Raw genomic sequence first — 16,186 nt, 5'->3', positions numbered from 1 at the left:
TCAGTGGCTCTCCCTCGTTACCGGGCGGGTGTCCTTGCCCACCAGGAAATCCAGATCCGCGCCCTGATCGGCCTGAAGGACGTGATCGATATAAAGTTTTGCGTAGCCGCGGGTGTAGTGCGGCGCATCCGGCTGCCATGCGGCGCGGCGCGCGTCCATTTCCTCGACCGAGATCAGAAGCTCCAATTCGCCCTTGGTGGCCGAAACCCGGATGCGGTCGCCGGTCTTGACCAGCGCAAGCGGTCCCCCCGCCTGCGCCTCGGGCGAGACATGCAGGATCACGGTGCCAAAGGCGGTGCCGGACATGCGCGCGTCCGACACCCGGATCATATCCTTCACCCCCTGGGTCACCAATTTGCGTGGGATCGGCATGTTGCCCACTTCCGGCATCCCAGGATAGCCCTTTGGTCCGCAGCCCTTGAGCACCAGAATGCTATCCGCCGTCACCGGCAAATCCTCGCGGTCGATATTGGCTTTCATGTCCTCGATGCTCTCGAACACATAGGCCTCGCCTTCGTGTTCCAGCAGGTGATCGGAGGCCGCCGAGGGTTTCACGATGGCCCCGTTCGGCGCCAGGTTGCCCCGCAGTACCCGCAAACCGGCAGCAGGTTTCACCGGCGCATCGAAACTGCGGATGACATCGTCGTTGAAACACTCCGCCCCGTCGGCGTAGGTGGTGATATCACCACCAAGAACGGTCTGTGAGGATCTCAAGTGGCCCTTGTCCTGCAGCTGCTTCAGCACCACGGGCATGCCCCCCGCGTAGCAGAAATCCTCCATCAGGTATGTGCCGGAGGGCATGCAATTCACCAGCAGCGGAATCTCGGAGCCGATCTCGAAATCCTTCAGGTCCAGTTCCACGCCAACCCGACCGGCCAGCGCCAGCAGATGCACCACCGCATTGGTGGAGCCGCCAACCGCGGCATTGGCAAGAATGGCGTTCTCGAAGGCCTGTTTGGTCAGCACGTCCGAAGGTTTCAGGTCCTCATCGACCATCTCGACGATGCGCTTGCCCGTCAGATGCGCCAGCGCCATGCGACGGGCATCCACCGCTGGCAGTGCCGCGTTTGTGGGCAGCGACATTCCCATCGCCTCGACCAGAGACGCCATGGTCGAGGCCGTGCCCATGGTCATGCAGACCCCTTTGGAGCGGCTCATGCCCGACTCGGCGTTCATGAAGTCCTTCAGCGTCATCTCGCCCGCGCGCACCGCTTCGGAGAATTTCCAGACGTCGGTGCCGGACCCGATGTCCTGACCACGGTATTTGCCATTCAGCATCGGCCCCGAGGAAACAACGATCGCGGGCAGGTCGACGGAGGCTGCGCCCATCAACTGACCCGGCGTGGTCTTGTCGCAGCCGCCGAGCAGCACCACACCGTCGATCCCATAGGCGCGGATCGATTCTTCGACGTCCATCGCCAGAAGGTTGCGGAACAACATCGCCGTCGGCTTCATCTGGGTTTCGCCCAGCGACATCACCGGGAATTCGACAGGAAAGCCACCGGCTTCCCAGACGCCGCGCTTCACCCCTTCGGCAAGGTCCCGCAGACCGGAGTTGCAGGGTGTCAGTTCGGACCACGTATTGCAGATTCCGATGATCGGCCGCCCGTCAAAGGCATGATCGGGAAAGCCCTGGTTTTTCATCCAGGACCGGTGAATAAAGCCGTCCTTGTCCAGCTTGCCATACCAGCCACGGCTGCGACGGTCTTTGGTCATAGTTTTTCTCCTTCGATCACCCAGATCGTTTCAGGAAATTGCCAGGGAAGGGTCAGCCCCTGTTGCATCAGGATCTGACCGCTGAGCGTGAGCGGTCCCCCCTTCAATGCGGTGCGCCCGCGCGACAGGTGGTGCAGCTCCTCCCGGTTCACGAGGTCGATCCGGTAAAGCGCTTGGGGATCGAGACCAGTCAGGCGCAGCGGGCGCGGCATGATCTGATGCGAGGTCCGCGCCTTGCCGGCAAAGACCACAAAGCGGCTGCCATCGGCCGCCCGCTGCTGTTCCGCGATCACAGTGTCATCCGCACTATCGAGGCGCAGAATGTCCGCACCCATCCGCCAATGGCGATTGTGCTTCCACCAAGCCGTCACGCGGGTCAGCACCTCGGCCTCCGCCTCTGTCAGTTCGCGGGGGTTCATCTCGAACCCCATGTGCCGCTGGGCCGCGACCCAGGCGCGCATCGGCATGTCGATGCTCCGTCCCGAGGTATGGCAGATCCGCGGGCCGACATGCGATCCCGTCACGGGTATCGGCAGGAACAGCGCCGCATCATGCTGGATCCGCAAGCGTTCCAATGCGTCGTTGCTGTCCGAGAGCCAAACCCGCTGCGTGAGGCTCAGGATACCTGCATCGATCCGCCCCCCGCCCGAGGCGCAGCTCTCGATTTCAACCTCCGGAAACGCCGTGCGCAGATCCCGCAGCAACGCGTAGACACCCTCTGCCTGAGCCGCATTGGCGATCGGCAGCAGGCGGTTATGGTCCCATTTCAGGTAGTCGATCCGGTTCTCGCTCAGAATCGTCGACAGCTTCCGGAACAGATGCGCCCGCACGTCGTCGCGCGACAGGTCCAGCACCCGCTGTTGGCGCCCCTCAATCTGATCCGCCGGGCCGAGGAGCCAGTCCGGATGCGCCCGCGCCAAGTCACTGTCAAGGTTCACCATCTCCGGCTCCACCCACAGGCCGAAGGTCATGCCCAGGCGTTCCACGTGGTCGATCAGCGGCGTCAGCCCCTCGGGCCATTTCCGCCGATCAATGTCCCAATCGCCCAACGACGACGTGTCGTCATCGCGTCTCCCGAACCAGCCATCATCCAGCACAAAACGTTCCGCACCAAGCTTGGCCGCCCGCTCTGCGATCTCGCTCAGGACAGCGAAATCATGATTGAAATAGACCGCCTCCCAGCAATTGTAGTGCACCGGGCGTGGGGTTTCGGGCTTGGGCCAGACAACCACATGATCGCGTAGCAGACGTTGAAAGGCGACGGCACAGCCGTTGAAGCCTGCCTGCGACACCGCCAGATACAGCGGCGCGGTGCGGAATTTGGTACCCGCCGCACGGGTCCCCGTCGCATGGCCCCATTGGATCTGCCGCCGCCCGGAGGGCAGCTCTTCGGCGAGCATCACATGCCCACCGGACCAGCCGTAGTGCATGGAAAAGACAGTGCCTTGGGTATTGCTGGCGCCGGCTTCGGGAAAATAGGCCAAGGGCGGATGCTCATGGCCGGAGCGCCCCGTGCGCGCCTCGCGCGTGTGGATCCCCGCCCGCCATGGTGCACGTTCGATCTGGAACTCCCCGATCCAGCGGCCGGAGACATCGACGATCTCATGTCCCATCTGCGGCCCCGGCAAAACCGGCGCGGCAAGGTGGTGCAGGGTGACCTCCCGATCCGAGATCAGCGTGGTCGAGGCGGCAATTGTCTCGCCCCTTACCTCGAAATCAAAGAACAGCGTCAGCCCAAGATCGCGATCCCGGCAGGTGAATTGCGCCCCGTTGGTGTCTTCCAGACGGAACCGCGGATGGAGCGGCGCCCCATCGCGGTAGGCCACCAGACCCGGCTGCCCCTCAAACGACAGTGACGCCTCTGGACACAGCGACAGCGGCGGCAGCCGATCAATCATCCCGCCGGTCACCTCCTGTTCGCAGGCGCGGGCCAGTGCGGCCAGGTCCGTCTCCGGCAGCAGCGCAGGCCCCCAGTAGAGCGCGCCGGGAAGACCGCCGTCAGACGACAGCACCAGCGTTTGACCCGGCGCATCGATCCGCCAGAGGTGCAGATCGTCGCTCATTTCACCGCCCCGAGGGTCAGACCGGCGATGAAATGCCGCTGCATCAGGAAGAACATCGCCACCGGCGGCAGCGCCGCCACGATCGAGCCGGCACTCATCAGGTGATAGGCCGCGCGATATTGCGCGTTGAAAGAGGTGATCCCCGCCGTCACCGGCTGGCTTTCAGCCCCCTGCGTCAGCACCACCGCCCAGAAATAGTCATTCCAGATGAAGGTGAAGATCAGCACCGACAGCGCGGCAATCGCGGGCTTCATCAGCGGCAGCACCACAAACCAGAAGATCCGCCACTCCGCGACGCCTTCGACGCGCGCCGCTTCGATCAACTCGAACGGCAGGGCGCGAATGAAATTGCGCATGAACAGCGTGCAGAACCCGGTCTGAAAGGCAACGTGGAACAGCACCAGCCCGGTCTTGGTATTATAAAGACCCAGATCCAGCGTCAGGTCGCGCACCGGAACCATCAGGATCTGAAAGGGCACGAAGTTCCCCGCCACAAACATGAAGAACAACAACAGGTTGCCACGGAACTTATACACGCCCAGCGCAAAACCCGTCATGCAGGACAGCGCCACCGCCCCGATCACCGTCGGCACCGTGATCAGCACCGAGTTCATCAGATAGCGCGGCATGTCGGAGGCAAAGAACACCTTTCCGTAGTTCTCGAACCCTTTGAACGCCGAGGGCCAGCCCCAGTAGTTGCCGGTGGTGAAATCCACATCCGGCTTGATGGAGAACACGGCGACCGCGATCAGCGGCAGCAGCCACAGCACCAGCGCCATCGGCACCATGGCCTGATAGGTGGCGGCCCAGGCGGGCGAGGATTTCTGGATCGGACGCGGGAACATCAGCGGCCCCCTTTCTCTTCTTGGTACATCGACCACAGGAAATAGGCGATAAAGCACAGCATGATCAGGAACAGCACCACGGCAATCGCCGCGCCATAGCCCATGCGGAAGCCGTATTCCGACAGCGCTTTTTCAAACATGTAGAACGACAGCACCCGCGACGATCCAAACGGTCCGCCGTTGGTCATGATGGAGATCAGGTCAAAGGAACGCAGCGCGCCGATGATCGTCACCACAAAGGCAATAAAGGTCGCGGGCCGCAGCTGGGGAATGATCACATACCACAGCATCTTCATGCCCTTGGCCCCATCAAGGCGCGCAGCCTCCACCTGCTCCGGGTCCACCGCATTCAGCCCCGTCAGGTAGAGGATCATACAATAGGCAGTCTGCGGCCAAAGACCGGCAAGAATGATCCCGTAGGTCACAAGGCTGGGGTCGCCAAGAACGTTCAGCGTGCCAAAGCCAAAGAAACCGAGGATCTGGTTCAGCAAGCCAAAGGTTGGATCATAAAACCAGCTGAACACCAGGCCGACGACAACCTGGCTGATGACAAATGGAAAGAAGAACAACGACTTGTAGAGCCGGATACCAACGACATTCTGATTGAGGAACAACGCGATCGCCAGGCCGGCGGGGATCGCCAGAAGGTACAGGAGCAGCCATTTCAGATTGTTCCACAAGGAGACCTCAAACGCGCGATCGTCCATCAGCTCCACGTAGTTTTCCATGCCCACATAAAGCGGCTCTCCCAGTCCATCCCAGCGATAGAAGGAGAGGTTGAAGCTCTGGAGGATCGGAAAGATCACGTAGAACAAGAAGAACAACGTGCCCGGCAACAGGAACAGGAACGGTGCAAGGGCCTGCCGGTTGCGTCGAATCCAACCGGGGGCACGATCTGTGAGCGGCAAGGCTGTGTCAGCCATAGGAGGTCTCCCGGGGTACTTTCCACCCGCCTTCGGTCACAGACGGCGGGACAGGCGAAAGAGGTGATTGGATCTCTGGCAGCGGCATTGCGCGCTGCCCATCCACGGTATCGGGCGGGAGTGTTCCCGCCCGATCGCTTTGGATCAGTAGACCCGCTGACGGGCCTTCTCGAGGCGGTTCAGGATGTCGTCCAGATTGTCCGGGAACACCATGAACTCCTGGAACCCTTCCATCGCAACCGATGCCATCTCGGCCGGGGCGTCGCGGTCGAAGAACTGCGCGATGCCACCGGGGCTGTTGGAAGACAGCAGTTCAAAGCCCTGGGTCAGCATCTCGTCATCATCCACCGACGAGGACGCGTTGACCGGCAACTGGCCCAGTTTATCGCCGCTGTTGATGTCAGTCTGCACATCTGCGGACACGACATAGCGCAGGAATTCGCGCGCTGCGTCCTTGTTCTGCGCCCCCGCCGGGATGTGGAAGGTGTCGGTGGGCGCGTCTTCGGCCATCTCGACATCCGGGTTGATCGCCGGGAACTGATAGAAATCGATCTGATCTTCACCCAGCCCGGCCTCGCGCAGCGGCGCGACGGCAAAGTTGCCCATCAGATAGGCTGCGGCCTCACCATTGACCATGAACGGCAGCGCTTCTTGCCAGCTGTAGGACTGGTGGTTGTCGATGAACGCCCCCATGTCGATCAGCTCGCGCCAGTTGGCAAAGGTCTGTTGCACCCGCTCATCGGTCCACGGAATTTCCCCGTTGGTCAGTGCCATGTGGAAATCGTATCCATTGGTGCGCATGTTGAGGTAGTCGAACCATCCCCCGGCGGTCCAAAGGAATTTCGACCCGATCGTAAAGCACTTGCGACCCGAATCGAGGATCTTCTGGCAGTTTGCCTTGAAGCTCTCCCAGTCCGTCGGCTCCTTCAGACCCAGTTCGTTGTAGATGTCTTCGCGGTAGTAGACGCCCCATTGATAATAGGTATAGGGCACGCCCCATTGCTTGCCGTCGATGGTCATGGCGCCTTTGGTCGACGCAAGATTCTCGGCGATTTCAGGCTCGGCCCACAGGTCCGAGACATCCTCGAACAGGCCAGCCGACACATAGGGACGCATCCGGTTCGCCGCATACCAGTTGGCCACATCCGGGGCATTGGCGGTGAGGAAGTTGCGAATTTGGGTCTTGTAGGCTTCGCGATCGATCACGGTCAGCTCGACCGAGAGATCGGGGTGCATGGCATCAAAATCTTCCGCCAGCTGCTCGATCACGGCGCGTGGCGCCGGATTCGACATATCCGAAAAAATCTTGAGCGTCCCGCTCAACTCCGAGGCCTGTGCAGATGCAGCCAGACCGACGGTCATTGCGATACCCGCGACCGTTCCCTTCAGCAAGTTCATGATGTCCTCCCATATTGACGGCTGGCGTTTGGTTTCACATAATGGAACCAGTTTCCAACTATTGAAACCATGAATGATACTGTCTATGAATGTCAACAGTCTCTTCGCCTCCGGGCGGCGGGACGTCAGGGAGGACAACAATGGCAACGCCGGACACGCCGCAGCGCGGCAACGACGGAACAGTCGGAAAAGCCTTGGAAATTCTGGACCGGGTTGCCGAGTACGGACGCCCCGTGCGCTTTGCCGAGCTATTGGCCGCGTCGCGCCACCCCAAGGCAACGCTGTACCGCCTCCTGCAAACCCTGACGAATCAGGGCATGCTGTGTTTTGACGACGAACAGCAAACCTATGCACCGGGCCTGCGCCTGGTACGGCTGGCCCATGCCGCCTGGCGGCAAAGTTCGCTGGCCCCGGTCGCCCGCGATCACCTGGACGCGCTTTCGATCGAGGTTGGCGAGACGATCCACCTGGCCCAGCTGGATCAGGGGCAGGTGCTCTATGTCGACAAGCGCAACGCCCGCACCCCGATCGAGATGTTCAGCCAGGCGGGCAAGGTTGGTCCGGGATTCTGTACCGGCGTTGGCAAGGCGATGATTGCGCATCTGGACGGAACCGCCCGTGATGATGCGATCCGCCGGCAGGCCTATGTCCAACACACGCCCCACACTCTGGCGAGTGAAAACGCCTTTCGCGCCGAGCTGGACCGGATCCGGACCGATGGCGTGGCGTTCGACCGCGAAGAACATGAACCCGGGATCATCTGCATCGCCGCCCCCATCCTGTCCACCAAGGGCCGGGTCATGGGCGCCCTGTCGATCACATCATCCACCCAGCGGCAATCTCTTGAGGGGCTCGACGCCTTTCGCCCGCTGCTGCTGAAAACCGCCAATGACATCGCGGAGGCTGCCGAGAGCTGGCAGTTCCCCACCTGAGGAGGACCGGCGCAGCGGGCAAGGACCCCGCGCCGCAGAAAGGATCACGATCATGACCGGCGTCACGCTGACCAATGCCGTAAAGAAATACGGCGAAATCCAGACCATCTTTGATGTGAACCTCCAGATTGAGGACGGCGAGTTCTGTGTCTTTGTCGGGCCGTCTGGCTGCGGCAAGTCCACGCTTCTGCGCATGGTGGCCGGCCTTGAAGAAACCACCGCCGGACAAATCCACATCGGCACGCGCGACGTCACCCATGTCGATGCCGCAGAGCGGGGGGTGGCCATGGTGTTCCAGTCCTACGCCCTCTACCCGCATATGACCGTCGAGGAGAACATGGGATTCGGCCTCAAGATGACCGGCCACCCAAAGGCGGACATCAAGGAGAAGGTCGCCGAAGCCTCCCGTATCCTCAAGCTGGACGACTATCTGTCCCGCAAACCCAAAGCCCTGTCGGGCGGCCAGCGGCAACGGGTTGCGATCGGTCGCGCGATCGTGCGCGGGCCGGAGGTTTTTCTGTTCGACGAACCCCTGTCGAACCTGGATGCCGAGTTGCGCGTCGACATGCGCGTGGAGATCGCGCGCCTGCACAAGGAAATCGGCGCCACCATGGTCTATGTCACCCACGACCAGGTCGAAGCGATGACGCTCGCGGACAAAATCGTCGTGCTGCGCGCCGGGCGGGTGGAGCAGGTCGGCACGCCGATGGACCTCTACAAGGATCCCGACAACAAGTTTGTCGCCGGTTTCATCGGCTCCCCGAGCATGAATTTTGTCACCGGCACCGTTCAGGATGGCAAGGTGACCGTCCCCGCGTTTGACGGACGCAAGATCTCAACCGAGGTTGCATTGCCAGCGGAGGGCACGCCGGTCATCGTCGGGCTGCGCCCCCAGAATATCGCGGTCTCGGCAGGTCACACCGCGATGCTTGATCTGCGAGAGCGCCTTGGTGCGGTGGCTTATGACCATCTGATCTGCGCCGATGGCGCCAAGATTATCGTCGAAACACGCGGCGAGGACTCGCTCGAGGAAGGGGCTGCAGTTGCCCTCGATTTCGACGACACGGATGTGTTCCTGTTTGACGCCAGCAGCGAAGCGCGATTGCGCTGACGCCCGGGTCGGGACCAACAGGACACAACACGGGACAGGATTGGACGGTGGCTAGAGGGCGGGCTTTGTCAGCATCAGCCACAGAATGGCCAGCACCGCTGCAAACGCGGGAAAGCCACAGGCGAACCACCAGCGATAGAGGCGAAAATACGCCTCCGGGAGCGCCGCGCCGGCCTCCCGCGCCTGTCGCGCCAGGTTCCGCATCCGGATCTGCATCCACACCACAGGCAGCCAGAACGCGCCGACCACCAGATACAACGCCAGCGACAGGGCAACCCAGCCTTCGGTCAACGCCCATCCGACCTCTTGTGCCAGCAGATAGCCCGTGATCGGCTGCGCCACGGCAGCCGTTGCGGTGAACAGCGTATCCGCAAGCACCACGATACCCGCCACATGGGCAATCAGCGCTGGGTCGCGGCTGTGATGTGAAACCACCATGAAAAAGGCGATGCCTGCGCCGGTTCCCAGCAGAACCATCGCCCCGATGACATGCAGAAACAGCAGGATCTCGTAGGTCATCGCGCCTCCACGACCAGCCAGACAAAGCCCGCCAGCACCATTCCCGGAAACACCTTTATCATCGGACCCACGGGATCGAGCCACAGATCCGGGGCCGCCACGACGCTCCCCAACAGATAGCTGAGCGACAGGGCAACCATTCCAAGCGCCGCCCGCCTGACCCACGGACGCCAAAGGACTGCAGCGCCCAACACAATGTCCAGTACAGCGCCGCCGATCACGGCCAGGGTACTTGCCCAAGGGGCGGCACCCCGCTCGGTCAGGATCGACACCGTTCCTGCATAGTCAAAGAACGGGATGATCCCGGAGAGAATCCAGAACAGCGACAAGGTGGCGATTGCCAGGGGCAGCAGCAGGTAGACCCGGGCAAACATCCGATCCTGTCGCGTCGCCGGCTGCGCCTTGAGGGTATCCGCAAGAGATCGGCACGGCCCTCCTCCGGCCGCGATCCAGGATCCTGGGTCCCCGCGAATGCCCGCCTCAAGACTGCGCAACGCGCTGCGTCGAAGCGGAGACCGCCAGCCCAAGTGGCCAAGAAGATCCGCACCGCAGCTGCTCAATCGGATCATCCAGCCCGGCACGACCGGCCTCCAGCGCGCAGGCGGAAGCCCGAGCCAGGCGCGCACCTGAGACGTGAGCTCCGAAAAGCTCTGCACGCCCGCTTCGGTCAGTGTCGCGGTTGTTCGCGCAGGAATATCCCCGGTCGCGGCACGCACGACCGCCTCTGCAACATCATCGAGGGCAACGGTTTGAACCGGCGCATCCGCCAGCACCTGCGGCTGGACCAAGGGGATCGAAGCGATCGCACGCAACAATGCCGTTCCCCCATAAGCCTCGCGCGCCAGAACCAGCGTCGGCCGCAAAATCACCCAATCCGACAGCCGGTCGGACACCAGTGCGTCGCCGCGCGCCTTGCTGCGAAAGAACGCTGTCGGGGCAGTCTCGGACACGCCCGCCGCCGAAATCTGCACCAGCCGCACCGGCAGATCGCCGATTGCTTCGGTCAGGTTGGCGATAGCGGTTACATGGATGGCCTCCAGGTTGTCCCGCGCCCCATCCTGCAGCGCCCCTGCCGCGTTTACCACCACATCCACGTCTCGCAGCATCTCTTGCCATTGTGCGACGGTGAGCGTGGTTATGTCGCAGATCTCCCATTGCACGGGCAGGTTTGCCGCCTGCGCCGATGCAGCAGAACGCCCCATACCAACGACCTCGAAACCGGCATTGTCGAGCGCCCGCACACAGGCTGCACCAATCAACCCGTACGCACCAAGGACAAGGGCACGGCGTTGCTGCGACATTACTCCACCCAGATCTCCACCCGCCGATTGACCTGTCGGCCCCAACCGCTGTCATCGCAGGCGATCGGAAGCGTTTCGCCATAGGCCTGGGTCTCAATGCGCAGCCGGTCCAGATTGGCCGTTTCCGCCGCGGCCTCGACCGCATGCCGCACGGCCTCCGCCCGCTTCAGCGCAATCGCCAGATTTCCCTCGGCAGGGCCCTCCCCATCGGAGAATCCGACAAACACCAATCGCTTGTTATCATAAATACCGGCCTCGATCTCGCGCGCGAGCAGGTCGATATTGCTGCGGGATTGCGCGTCCGGTCGCGACGATCCGGCCTCGAACCGGAAGGTCAGTGTCAACCGCTGCAATTTGTCGAGCCCCCGGATCAGGCTTTGCAGCGCGTCGAGGCCAATGTCCTCTCCTGCCGCCTTGATCGCATTGCCCAGACGTTCCCCCTGTGCCGCCATCGGGATCCGTTCCGCGGCCTGATCCACAAACCCGGCCCGCCGGATCACCGCCTGCGCTGCCGGCCCGCGGACATAGGTCAGAAAATCGCGGGCCACCCGGGGCAATCTCCGGGCCGGAAGATAGAGGAACATCGGCGCCGTGAGCGGGTAGTCCTCTGTTTTTATCATACGGCGCCCGGCACTCAGCGAGAAGCCGCAGGACCCGGTCAGGGTCAGCATCCGTGCCGTTCCGGTTTCGGCATAGCTGGCAATGCCAATCGCAAACGGATCCGTGGCCACGGTCCGCACCAACGAGCTGCCACGATCATGCCGCCGGATGGCGCGCGACAGCTCCAGCCCCGCCGGGGCCAGCAGGCGGTCTTCGACGGCCTCCGCCAGACCGGAGCCTTCGACTGTCAGATGCATCGAAATTGGCGCATCCGCTCCGCCGAGCTGCTTCCAGTTGGTGAGCTTGCCGGCATAGACGTCAGCCAGTTGCGGCAACGAAATCCGGCGCACGGGGTTGGTGCGTGACACGATCGGCACCATCGCGTCCAGCGCCAGCACCCGCGCGCGATTGGACAATGTCATATCGCCCATGCCCGCGTCCTGCGCGAGGCGGCGCTCGGCATCCCGGATTTCGCGCAACGCCATGACGATGTCGGTCTGATCTGCCAGAAGATCGGCAAACCCCTCGTTGGTGTTGCTCACCAGGAACACGAAACGGGCGGCCGGATCACTGTCACGCAACAGGGTGTATTCAAACTGGCGTGAATCGATCTGCTCCCGCGTGGTTTGAAACCCGTTGCGCAGGGCAAACCCCTCCACCAGCGCGGGCAACAGCACTTCGGCCATGGTCGAGGATCCCGACAGGGTGATCTCGGCCACAAAATCCGACAGGCTGGGACAGCCGGGCCCATCACAATGGACGCCGGAGCCATCAACCGTCAGTTCCCCGAACTGGGTGTCGACTCGATAGAACTCGCCATCGAACCCCAGCAGGTCGCCGGTGACCTCGATCGCGCCATCGGGCGAGGACAGTGTCACATCCTGGCCTGCAACCGGGACGCCTGCGCCGAACAAACAGAGTGCGGCGCAAATCGCCGCACGAAAATAGCTCATGAGAAATCCTGGTGTCGTCGCCGTCAGTTGGCGGCGATTTTCAAGCTTTCGACGAGATTATTCAACACCAGAAAATCACCAACCGCAGAACAGTCTGGCATGTTCAGGGTCAGATCCCGTGTCCGCAGGTGGTCCCCGCGGCGTTCCACCAGTTGGGCAGAGATCGTGCGATCACAATTCATCGCGGTAATCTCCGCTTCGACGGAGACGTCAGAATCGCCAAGAGCCGCGCTCTGCGGCAGGGTGTAGACCTGCAGCAGATGGGGGGCAATCTGATCGGGGTCGCCCAACAGCTCGACGGAGCCCGCGCCCCGACCGGGTTCGGACCCGGCCCAGACATGACCCTCTTCGCCATAGGTGGCACCAAATTCAAGCGCATGCAGCTCAAGCCCGCTGTGTCCCTGCCATTGCAGCGCAACACGTTCGACGCGGTCAAAATCCACAACCCGCGCGCTCGCCTCCAGATCGCGCCCGGTTGCAAAATCCGCCAGCACCACGGAATGCGCCGCCATGGCAGGCACCTGGCCGGAGTACGTTCCGGCAGGTGACAGGGATTCGGTGATCATCAGACCGCTGTGATGCAGGGTGAACCGCTCCCCCGCATGGCACGGTGCGTCAATTTCGACTTGCAGGAAGGCATCTTTGGCAGGGGTCACCGTCATATCCGCGGGACATCCCGCAGCCGGATCCGTCACCGCGCCCGCATCGGGCCGAGAGGGGCGCACAACGGGCGCGGCCGAGGTAAAAGTGAGATCCTGCAACACCAGCTTTCCGGTGTCCGGTTCGCTGGGCAGTGTGCCTGGGGCCGAAACCGCGACGGGTCCAGGGCCGCGCATGTCATCGGCGCGCTTTTGCATGTACAACCCTGTGCCCAATGCGCAGCTGACCGTGGCCGCCACAATCAGCACTGTCACTCGTGTACCCATAACCACTCTCCTTACCCCAAAAGGTTAAGGATTCGTATCTCTCGAAGGAGGCCAGACTGTGGCAGGGGCCGGGAGGAATATCGGCGATTGCCACAGTCTTTAATGAAATCGTCGCTTGTCGCGATCGTCTGCGTCAGCCCAGGCGGCCGTGGCAGTGTTTGAACTTCTTGCCCGACCCGCAGGGGCATTTGTCGTTGCGCGAGGGGTTGCCCCAGGTCGAGGGGTCATCCTCGACAAAGCCCGCAAGCGGTTCTTCCACGGGGTCTGCCGCGGCGGAAGCCGGGGCCGCAGCCTGTTGCATGGCAGACTGGCGGGCCGCCATCTGCATCATCATCTCACGCTGCTCTTCTTCGCTCAGCGGGCGCACCCGGGACAGTTGCTGTGTCACGGTTTCGCGCAGCGAATCGAGCATGGATTCGAACAGCTGGAAGCTCTCGTTCTTGTATTCGTTGAGCGGATCGCGCTGCGCATAGCCCCGGAACCCGACCACAGAGCGCAGGTGCTCCAGCGTCAGCAGATGTTCGCGCCATTTGGCATCGATGGTCTGCAACAACACCTGCTTTTCGATGTTGCTCATCCCCTCCTCACCGAAGGCATCGACCTTCTCGGCCATCAGCTTGTCAGACGCCTCGATCAAGCGTTCACGGATCTGCTCGTCATCCACGCCTTCTTCTGCGGCCCAGTCGGCCACGGGCACGTCAATGCTCAGCTTGTCCTTGACGTCCTCCTGCAGCCCTTTGGTATCCCATTGGTCGGCATAGGTCTTGGGCGGCATGTAGATATCGATCAGATCGTCGATCACCTCGTGACGCATATCCGTCACGATCTCGTGGGTGTCCTCCGAGGCCATGATTTCACGACGCTGGGCAAAGACCACCTTGCGCTGGTCGTTCATCACGTCGTCGAACTTCAGCACGTTCTTGCGCATGTCGAAGTTGCGACCTTCGACCTTGGCCTGCGCACGTTCCAGCGATTTGTTCACCCAGGGGTGCACGATCGCCTCGCCCTCTTGCATGCCGAGCCCGGAGAGCAGTTTCTCCAGCCGTTCGGAGCCGAAGATGCGCATCAGGTCGTCTTCGAGGCTGAGGTAGAATCGGGTGCGCCCCGGGTCGCCCTGACGACCGGACCGGCCCCGCAGCTGGTTGTCGATGCGGCGGCTCTCGTGGCGTTCTGAGGCCATGACAAAAAGACCGCCAGCGTCGAGAACCTTCTGCTTCTCTTCGGCGTGTTTGGCTTCTTCTTCCGCGCGCAACGCCGCCGGATCCGCTTCCGGATTGGCCTCCAGCGCCTCCATCACCTTCAGGTCGACGTTGCCGCCCAGCTGAATATCGGTGCCGCGCCCCGCCATGTTGGTGGCGATGGTGACCGCACCATAACGCCCAGCATCAGCGACGATCTTGGCTTCTTGCTCGTGATGGCGTGCGTTCAGAACATTGTGTTCAATGCCTTCCTGTTGCAGCAGGTGGCTCAGCAGTTCGGATTTCTCGATCGACGTGGTGCCCAGCAGAACCGGCTGCCCCTTTGCATGGGCGACCTTCGCCTCCGCAATCATCGCTGCGTATTTTTCGCCAGCGGTGCGATAGACCTGATCATCCTCATCCACGCGGGCGATCGGCCGGTTGGTCGGAACCTCGACCACACCGAGACCGTAGATCTCCGCAAATTCCTCCGCCTCGGTCATCGCAGTGCCGGTCATGCCGGACAGCTTGTCATAGAGGCGGAAGTAGTTCTGGAACGTGACCGAGGCCAGGGTCGTGTTCTCAGGCTGGATCTGAGCGCCTTCCTTGGCCTCGATCGCCTGATGCAGCCCCTCTGAGAGACGCCGGCCCGGCATCATCCGACCGGTGAATTCGTCGATCAGCACTACATTGCCGTCCCGCACGATGTAGTCCTTGTCGCGCTGGAACAGCTTGTGCGCACGCAGCGCCTGGTTCACGTGATGCACCACCGTGGTGCTCTCGGGATCATAGAGGCTGGCGCCCTCTTCAAGCAGACCCGCCTGTTGCAGCGACTGTTCGAGGAACTCGTTGCCCTCGTCGGTAAAGGTCACGCCGCGGGTCTTTTCGTCGATCTCGTAGTGATCTTCATCCAGCGTCGGAATCAGCGTGTCGATGGTCTCATAAAGCTCCGAGCGATCCTCGGCCGGGCCGGAAATGATCAGCGGCGTCCGCGCCTCATCGATCAGGATCGAGTCGACCTCGTCGACGATCGCGAAATTGTGCTGCTTCTGGAACACCTGATCCAGCGAGGGCTTCATGTTGTCGCGCAGATAGTCAAAGCCCAGCTCGTTGTTGGTGGCATAGGTGACATCGCATTCGTAGGCGGCCATCTTCTCCGCCTCGGGCTGGTTCGAATAGATCACGCCGGTGGTCATCCCCAGCGCCTCGAACACCTTGCCCATCCATTCACTGTCACGCTTGGCGAGGTATTCGTTCACCGTGACCACATGCACACCCTTGCCGGTGAGCGCGTTCAGATAGGCCGGGAAGGTCGCGACCAGCGTCTTGCCTTCACCAGTCTTCATCTCGGAGATATTGCCCTGATGCAGGAAGGTGCCGCCCATCAGCTGCGTGTCGAAGGCCCGCAGCCCCAGAGCGCGGCGTGCGGCCTCGCGCACATTGGCAAAGGCTTCGGGCAGGAGCGCATCAAGGCTCTCACCGGCAAGAGCCCGCTTGCGCAGGTCCTCGGTCTTGTCCTTCAGCCCCTGGTCACTCAACGCCTCGAACTCCGGCTCCAGCGCGTTGATTTTTGCAATCAGCGGCCGTGTCGCCTTGATTTTGCGGTCGTTCGGCGTGCCGAAGACCTTTTTGGCGAGAGTTCCGATACCCAGCATGTGCGCTCCAAAAGTCCTGTTCACGGCCTTGTTTTGCGGCAGGCTTGCCCGCCGTGTTCGCAACCC

Annotated in this window: 12 protein-coding genes; 2 read left to right on the top strand and 10 right to left on the bottom strand. The window is 62.1% G+C overall.

Annotated elements, in window-relative coordinates:
- The 5 genes from MHM97_RS10615 to MHM97_RS10595 all read right to left on the bottom strand — a co-directional run bounded on the left by MHM97_RS10615 (nucleotide 1) and on the right by MHM97_RS10595 (nucleotide 6,945).
- Nucleotides 1-1,716: an IlvD/Edd family dehydratase gene (locus MHM97_RS10615; protein ID WP_239322339.1), complete on the bottom strand. Its 1,716-nt coding sequence runs from the start codon at nucleotides 1,714-1,716 to the stop codon at nucleotides 1-3.
- Nucleotides 1,713-3,779: an alpha-galactosidase gene (locus MHM97_RS10610; protein WP_239322338.1), complete on the bottom strand. Its 2,067-nt coding sequence runs from the start codon at nucleotides 3,777-3,779 to the stop codon at nucleotides 1,713-1,715. Before MHM97_RS10610 ends, MHM97_RS10615 begins: the two co-directional genes overlap by 4 nt.
- Nucleotides 3,776-4,624 carry a carbohydrate ABC transporter permease gene (locus MHM97_RS10605; protein WP_239322337.1) on the bottom strand — a complete coding sequence of 283 codons (849 nt, stop codon included), beginning with the start codon at nucleotides 4,622-4,624 and terminating at the stop codon, nucleotides 3,776-3,778. The genes MHM97_RS10610 and MHM97_RS10605 overlap by 4 nt, the downstream gene beginning before the upstream one ends.
- Nucleotides 4,624-5,547 carry a carbohydrate ABC transporter permease gene (locus MHM97_RS10600; RefSeq protein WP_239322336.1) on the bottom strand — a complete coding sequence of 308 codons (924 nt, stop codon included), beginning with the start codon at nucleotides 5,545-5,547 and terminating at the stop codon, nucleotides 4,624-4,626. The genes MHM97_RS10605 and MHM97_RS10600 overlap by 1 nt, the downstream gene beginning before the upstream one ends.
- Nucleotides 5,548-5,691: 144 nt before the next feature.
- Nucleotides 5,692-6,945: an ABC transporter substrate-binding protein gene (locus tag MHM97_RS10595; RefSeq protein ID WP_239322335.1), complete on the bottom strand. Its 1,254-nt coding sequence runs from the start codon at nucleotides 6,943-6,945 to the stop codon at nucleotides 5,692-5,694.
- A 140-nt stretch (nucleotides 6,946-7,085) separates the two neighbouring features.
- On the opposite strand from MHM97_RS10595, the gene MHM97_RS10590 reads away from it, so the two are divergent.
- Together MHM97_RS10590 and MHM97_RS10585 are read left to right on the top strand one after the other, a co-directional pair.
- On the top strand, nucleotides 7,086-7,877 hold the full coding sequence (locus MHM97_RS10590) for an IclR family transcriptional regulator (RefSeq protein ID WP_239322334.1): 792 nt from the start codon (nucleotides 7,086-7,088) through the stop codon (nucleotides 7,875-7,877).
- Between the two features lie 52 nt (nucleotides 7,878-7,929).
- A complete protein-coding gene (locus tag MHM97_RS10585) occupies nucleotides 7,930-8,988 on the top strand; it encodes an ABC transporter ATP-binding protein (RefSeq protein ID WP_239322333.1) in 1,059 nt (352 codons plus the stop codon).
- A gap of 51 nt (nucleotides 8,989-9,039) precedes the next feature.
- Here the strand turns inward: MHM97_RS10585 and MHM97_RS10580 are convergent, their stop codons facing one another.
- From MHM97_RS10580 to secA, 5 genes are all read right to left on the bottom strand, one after another.
- Nucleotides 9,040-9,507, bottom strand: a complete 468-nt coding sequence (locus MHM97_RS10580; protein ID WP_239322332.1) for a DUF2269 family protein — start codon at nucleotides 9,505-9,507, stop codon at nucleotides 9,040-9,042.
- Nucleotides 9,504-10,808, bottom strand: a complete 1,305-nt coding sequence (locus MHM97_RS10575; protein WP_239322331.1) for an SDR family oxidoreductase — start codon at nucleotides 10,806-10,808, stop codon at nucleotides 9,504-9,506. The genes MHM97_RS10580 and MHM97_RS10575 overlap by 4 nt, the downstream gene beginning before the upstream one ends.
- Complete coding sequence (locus tag MHM97_RS10570) at nucleotides 10,808-12,361, bottom strand: phosphate ABC transporter substrate-binding/OmpA family protein (protein ID WP_239322330.1); 1,554 nt, start codon at nucleotides 12,359-12,361, stop codon at nucleotides 10,808-10,810. Before MHM97_RS10570 ends, MHM97_RS10575 begins: the two co-directional genes overlap by 1 nt.
- Nucleotides 12,362-12,384: 23 nt before the next feature.
- On the bottom strand, nucleotides 12,385-13,287 hold the full coding sequence (locus MHM97_RS10565) for a hypothetical protein (protein WP_239322329.1): 903 nt from the start codon (nucleotides 13,285-13,287) through the stop codon (nucleotides 12,385-12,387).
- Between the two features lie 133 nt (nucleotides 13,288-13,420).
- Complete coding sequence (secA, locus tag MHM97_RS10560) at nucleotides 13,421-16,120, bottom strand: preprotein translocase subunit SecA (RefSeq protein WP_239322328.1); 2,700 nt, start codon at nucleotides 16,118-16,120, stop codon at nucleotides 13,421-13,423.
- Nucleotides 16,121-16,186: the final 66 nt, after the last annotated feature.

This window comes from Epibacterium sp. Ofav1-8, from assembly GCF_022348185.1.
GTDB lineage: Bacteria > Pseudomonadota > Alphaproteobacteria > Rhodobacterales > Rhodobacteraceae > Epibacterium.
This window is presented reverse-complemented; position numbering and strand designations above follow the sequence as displayed.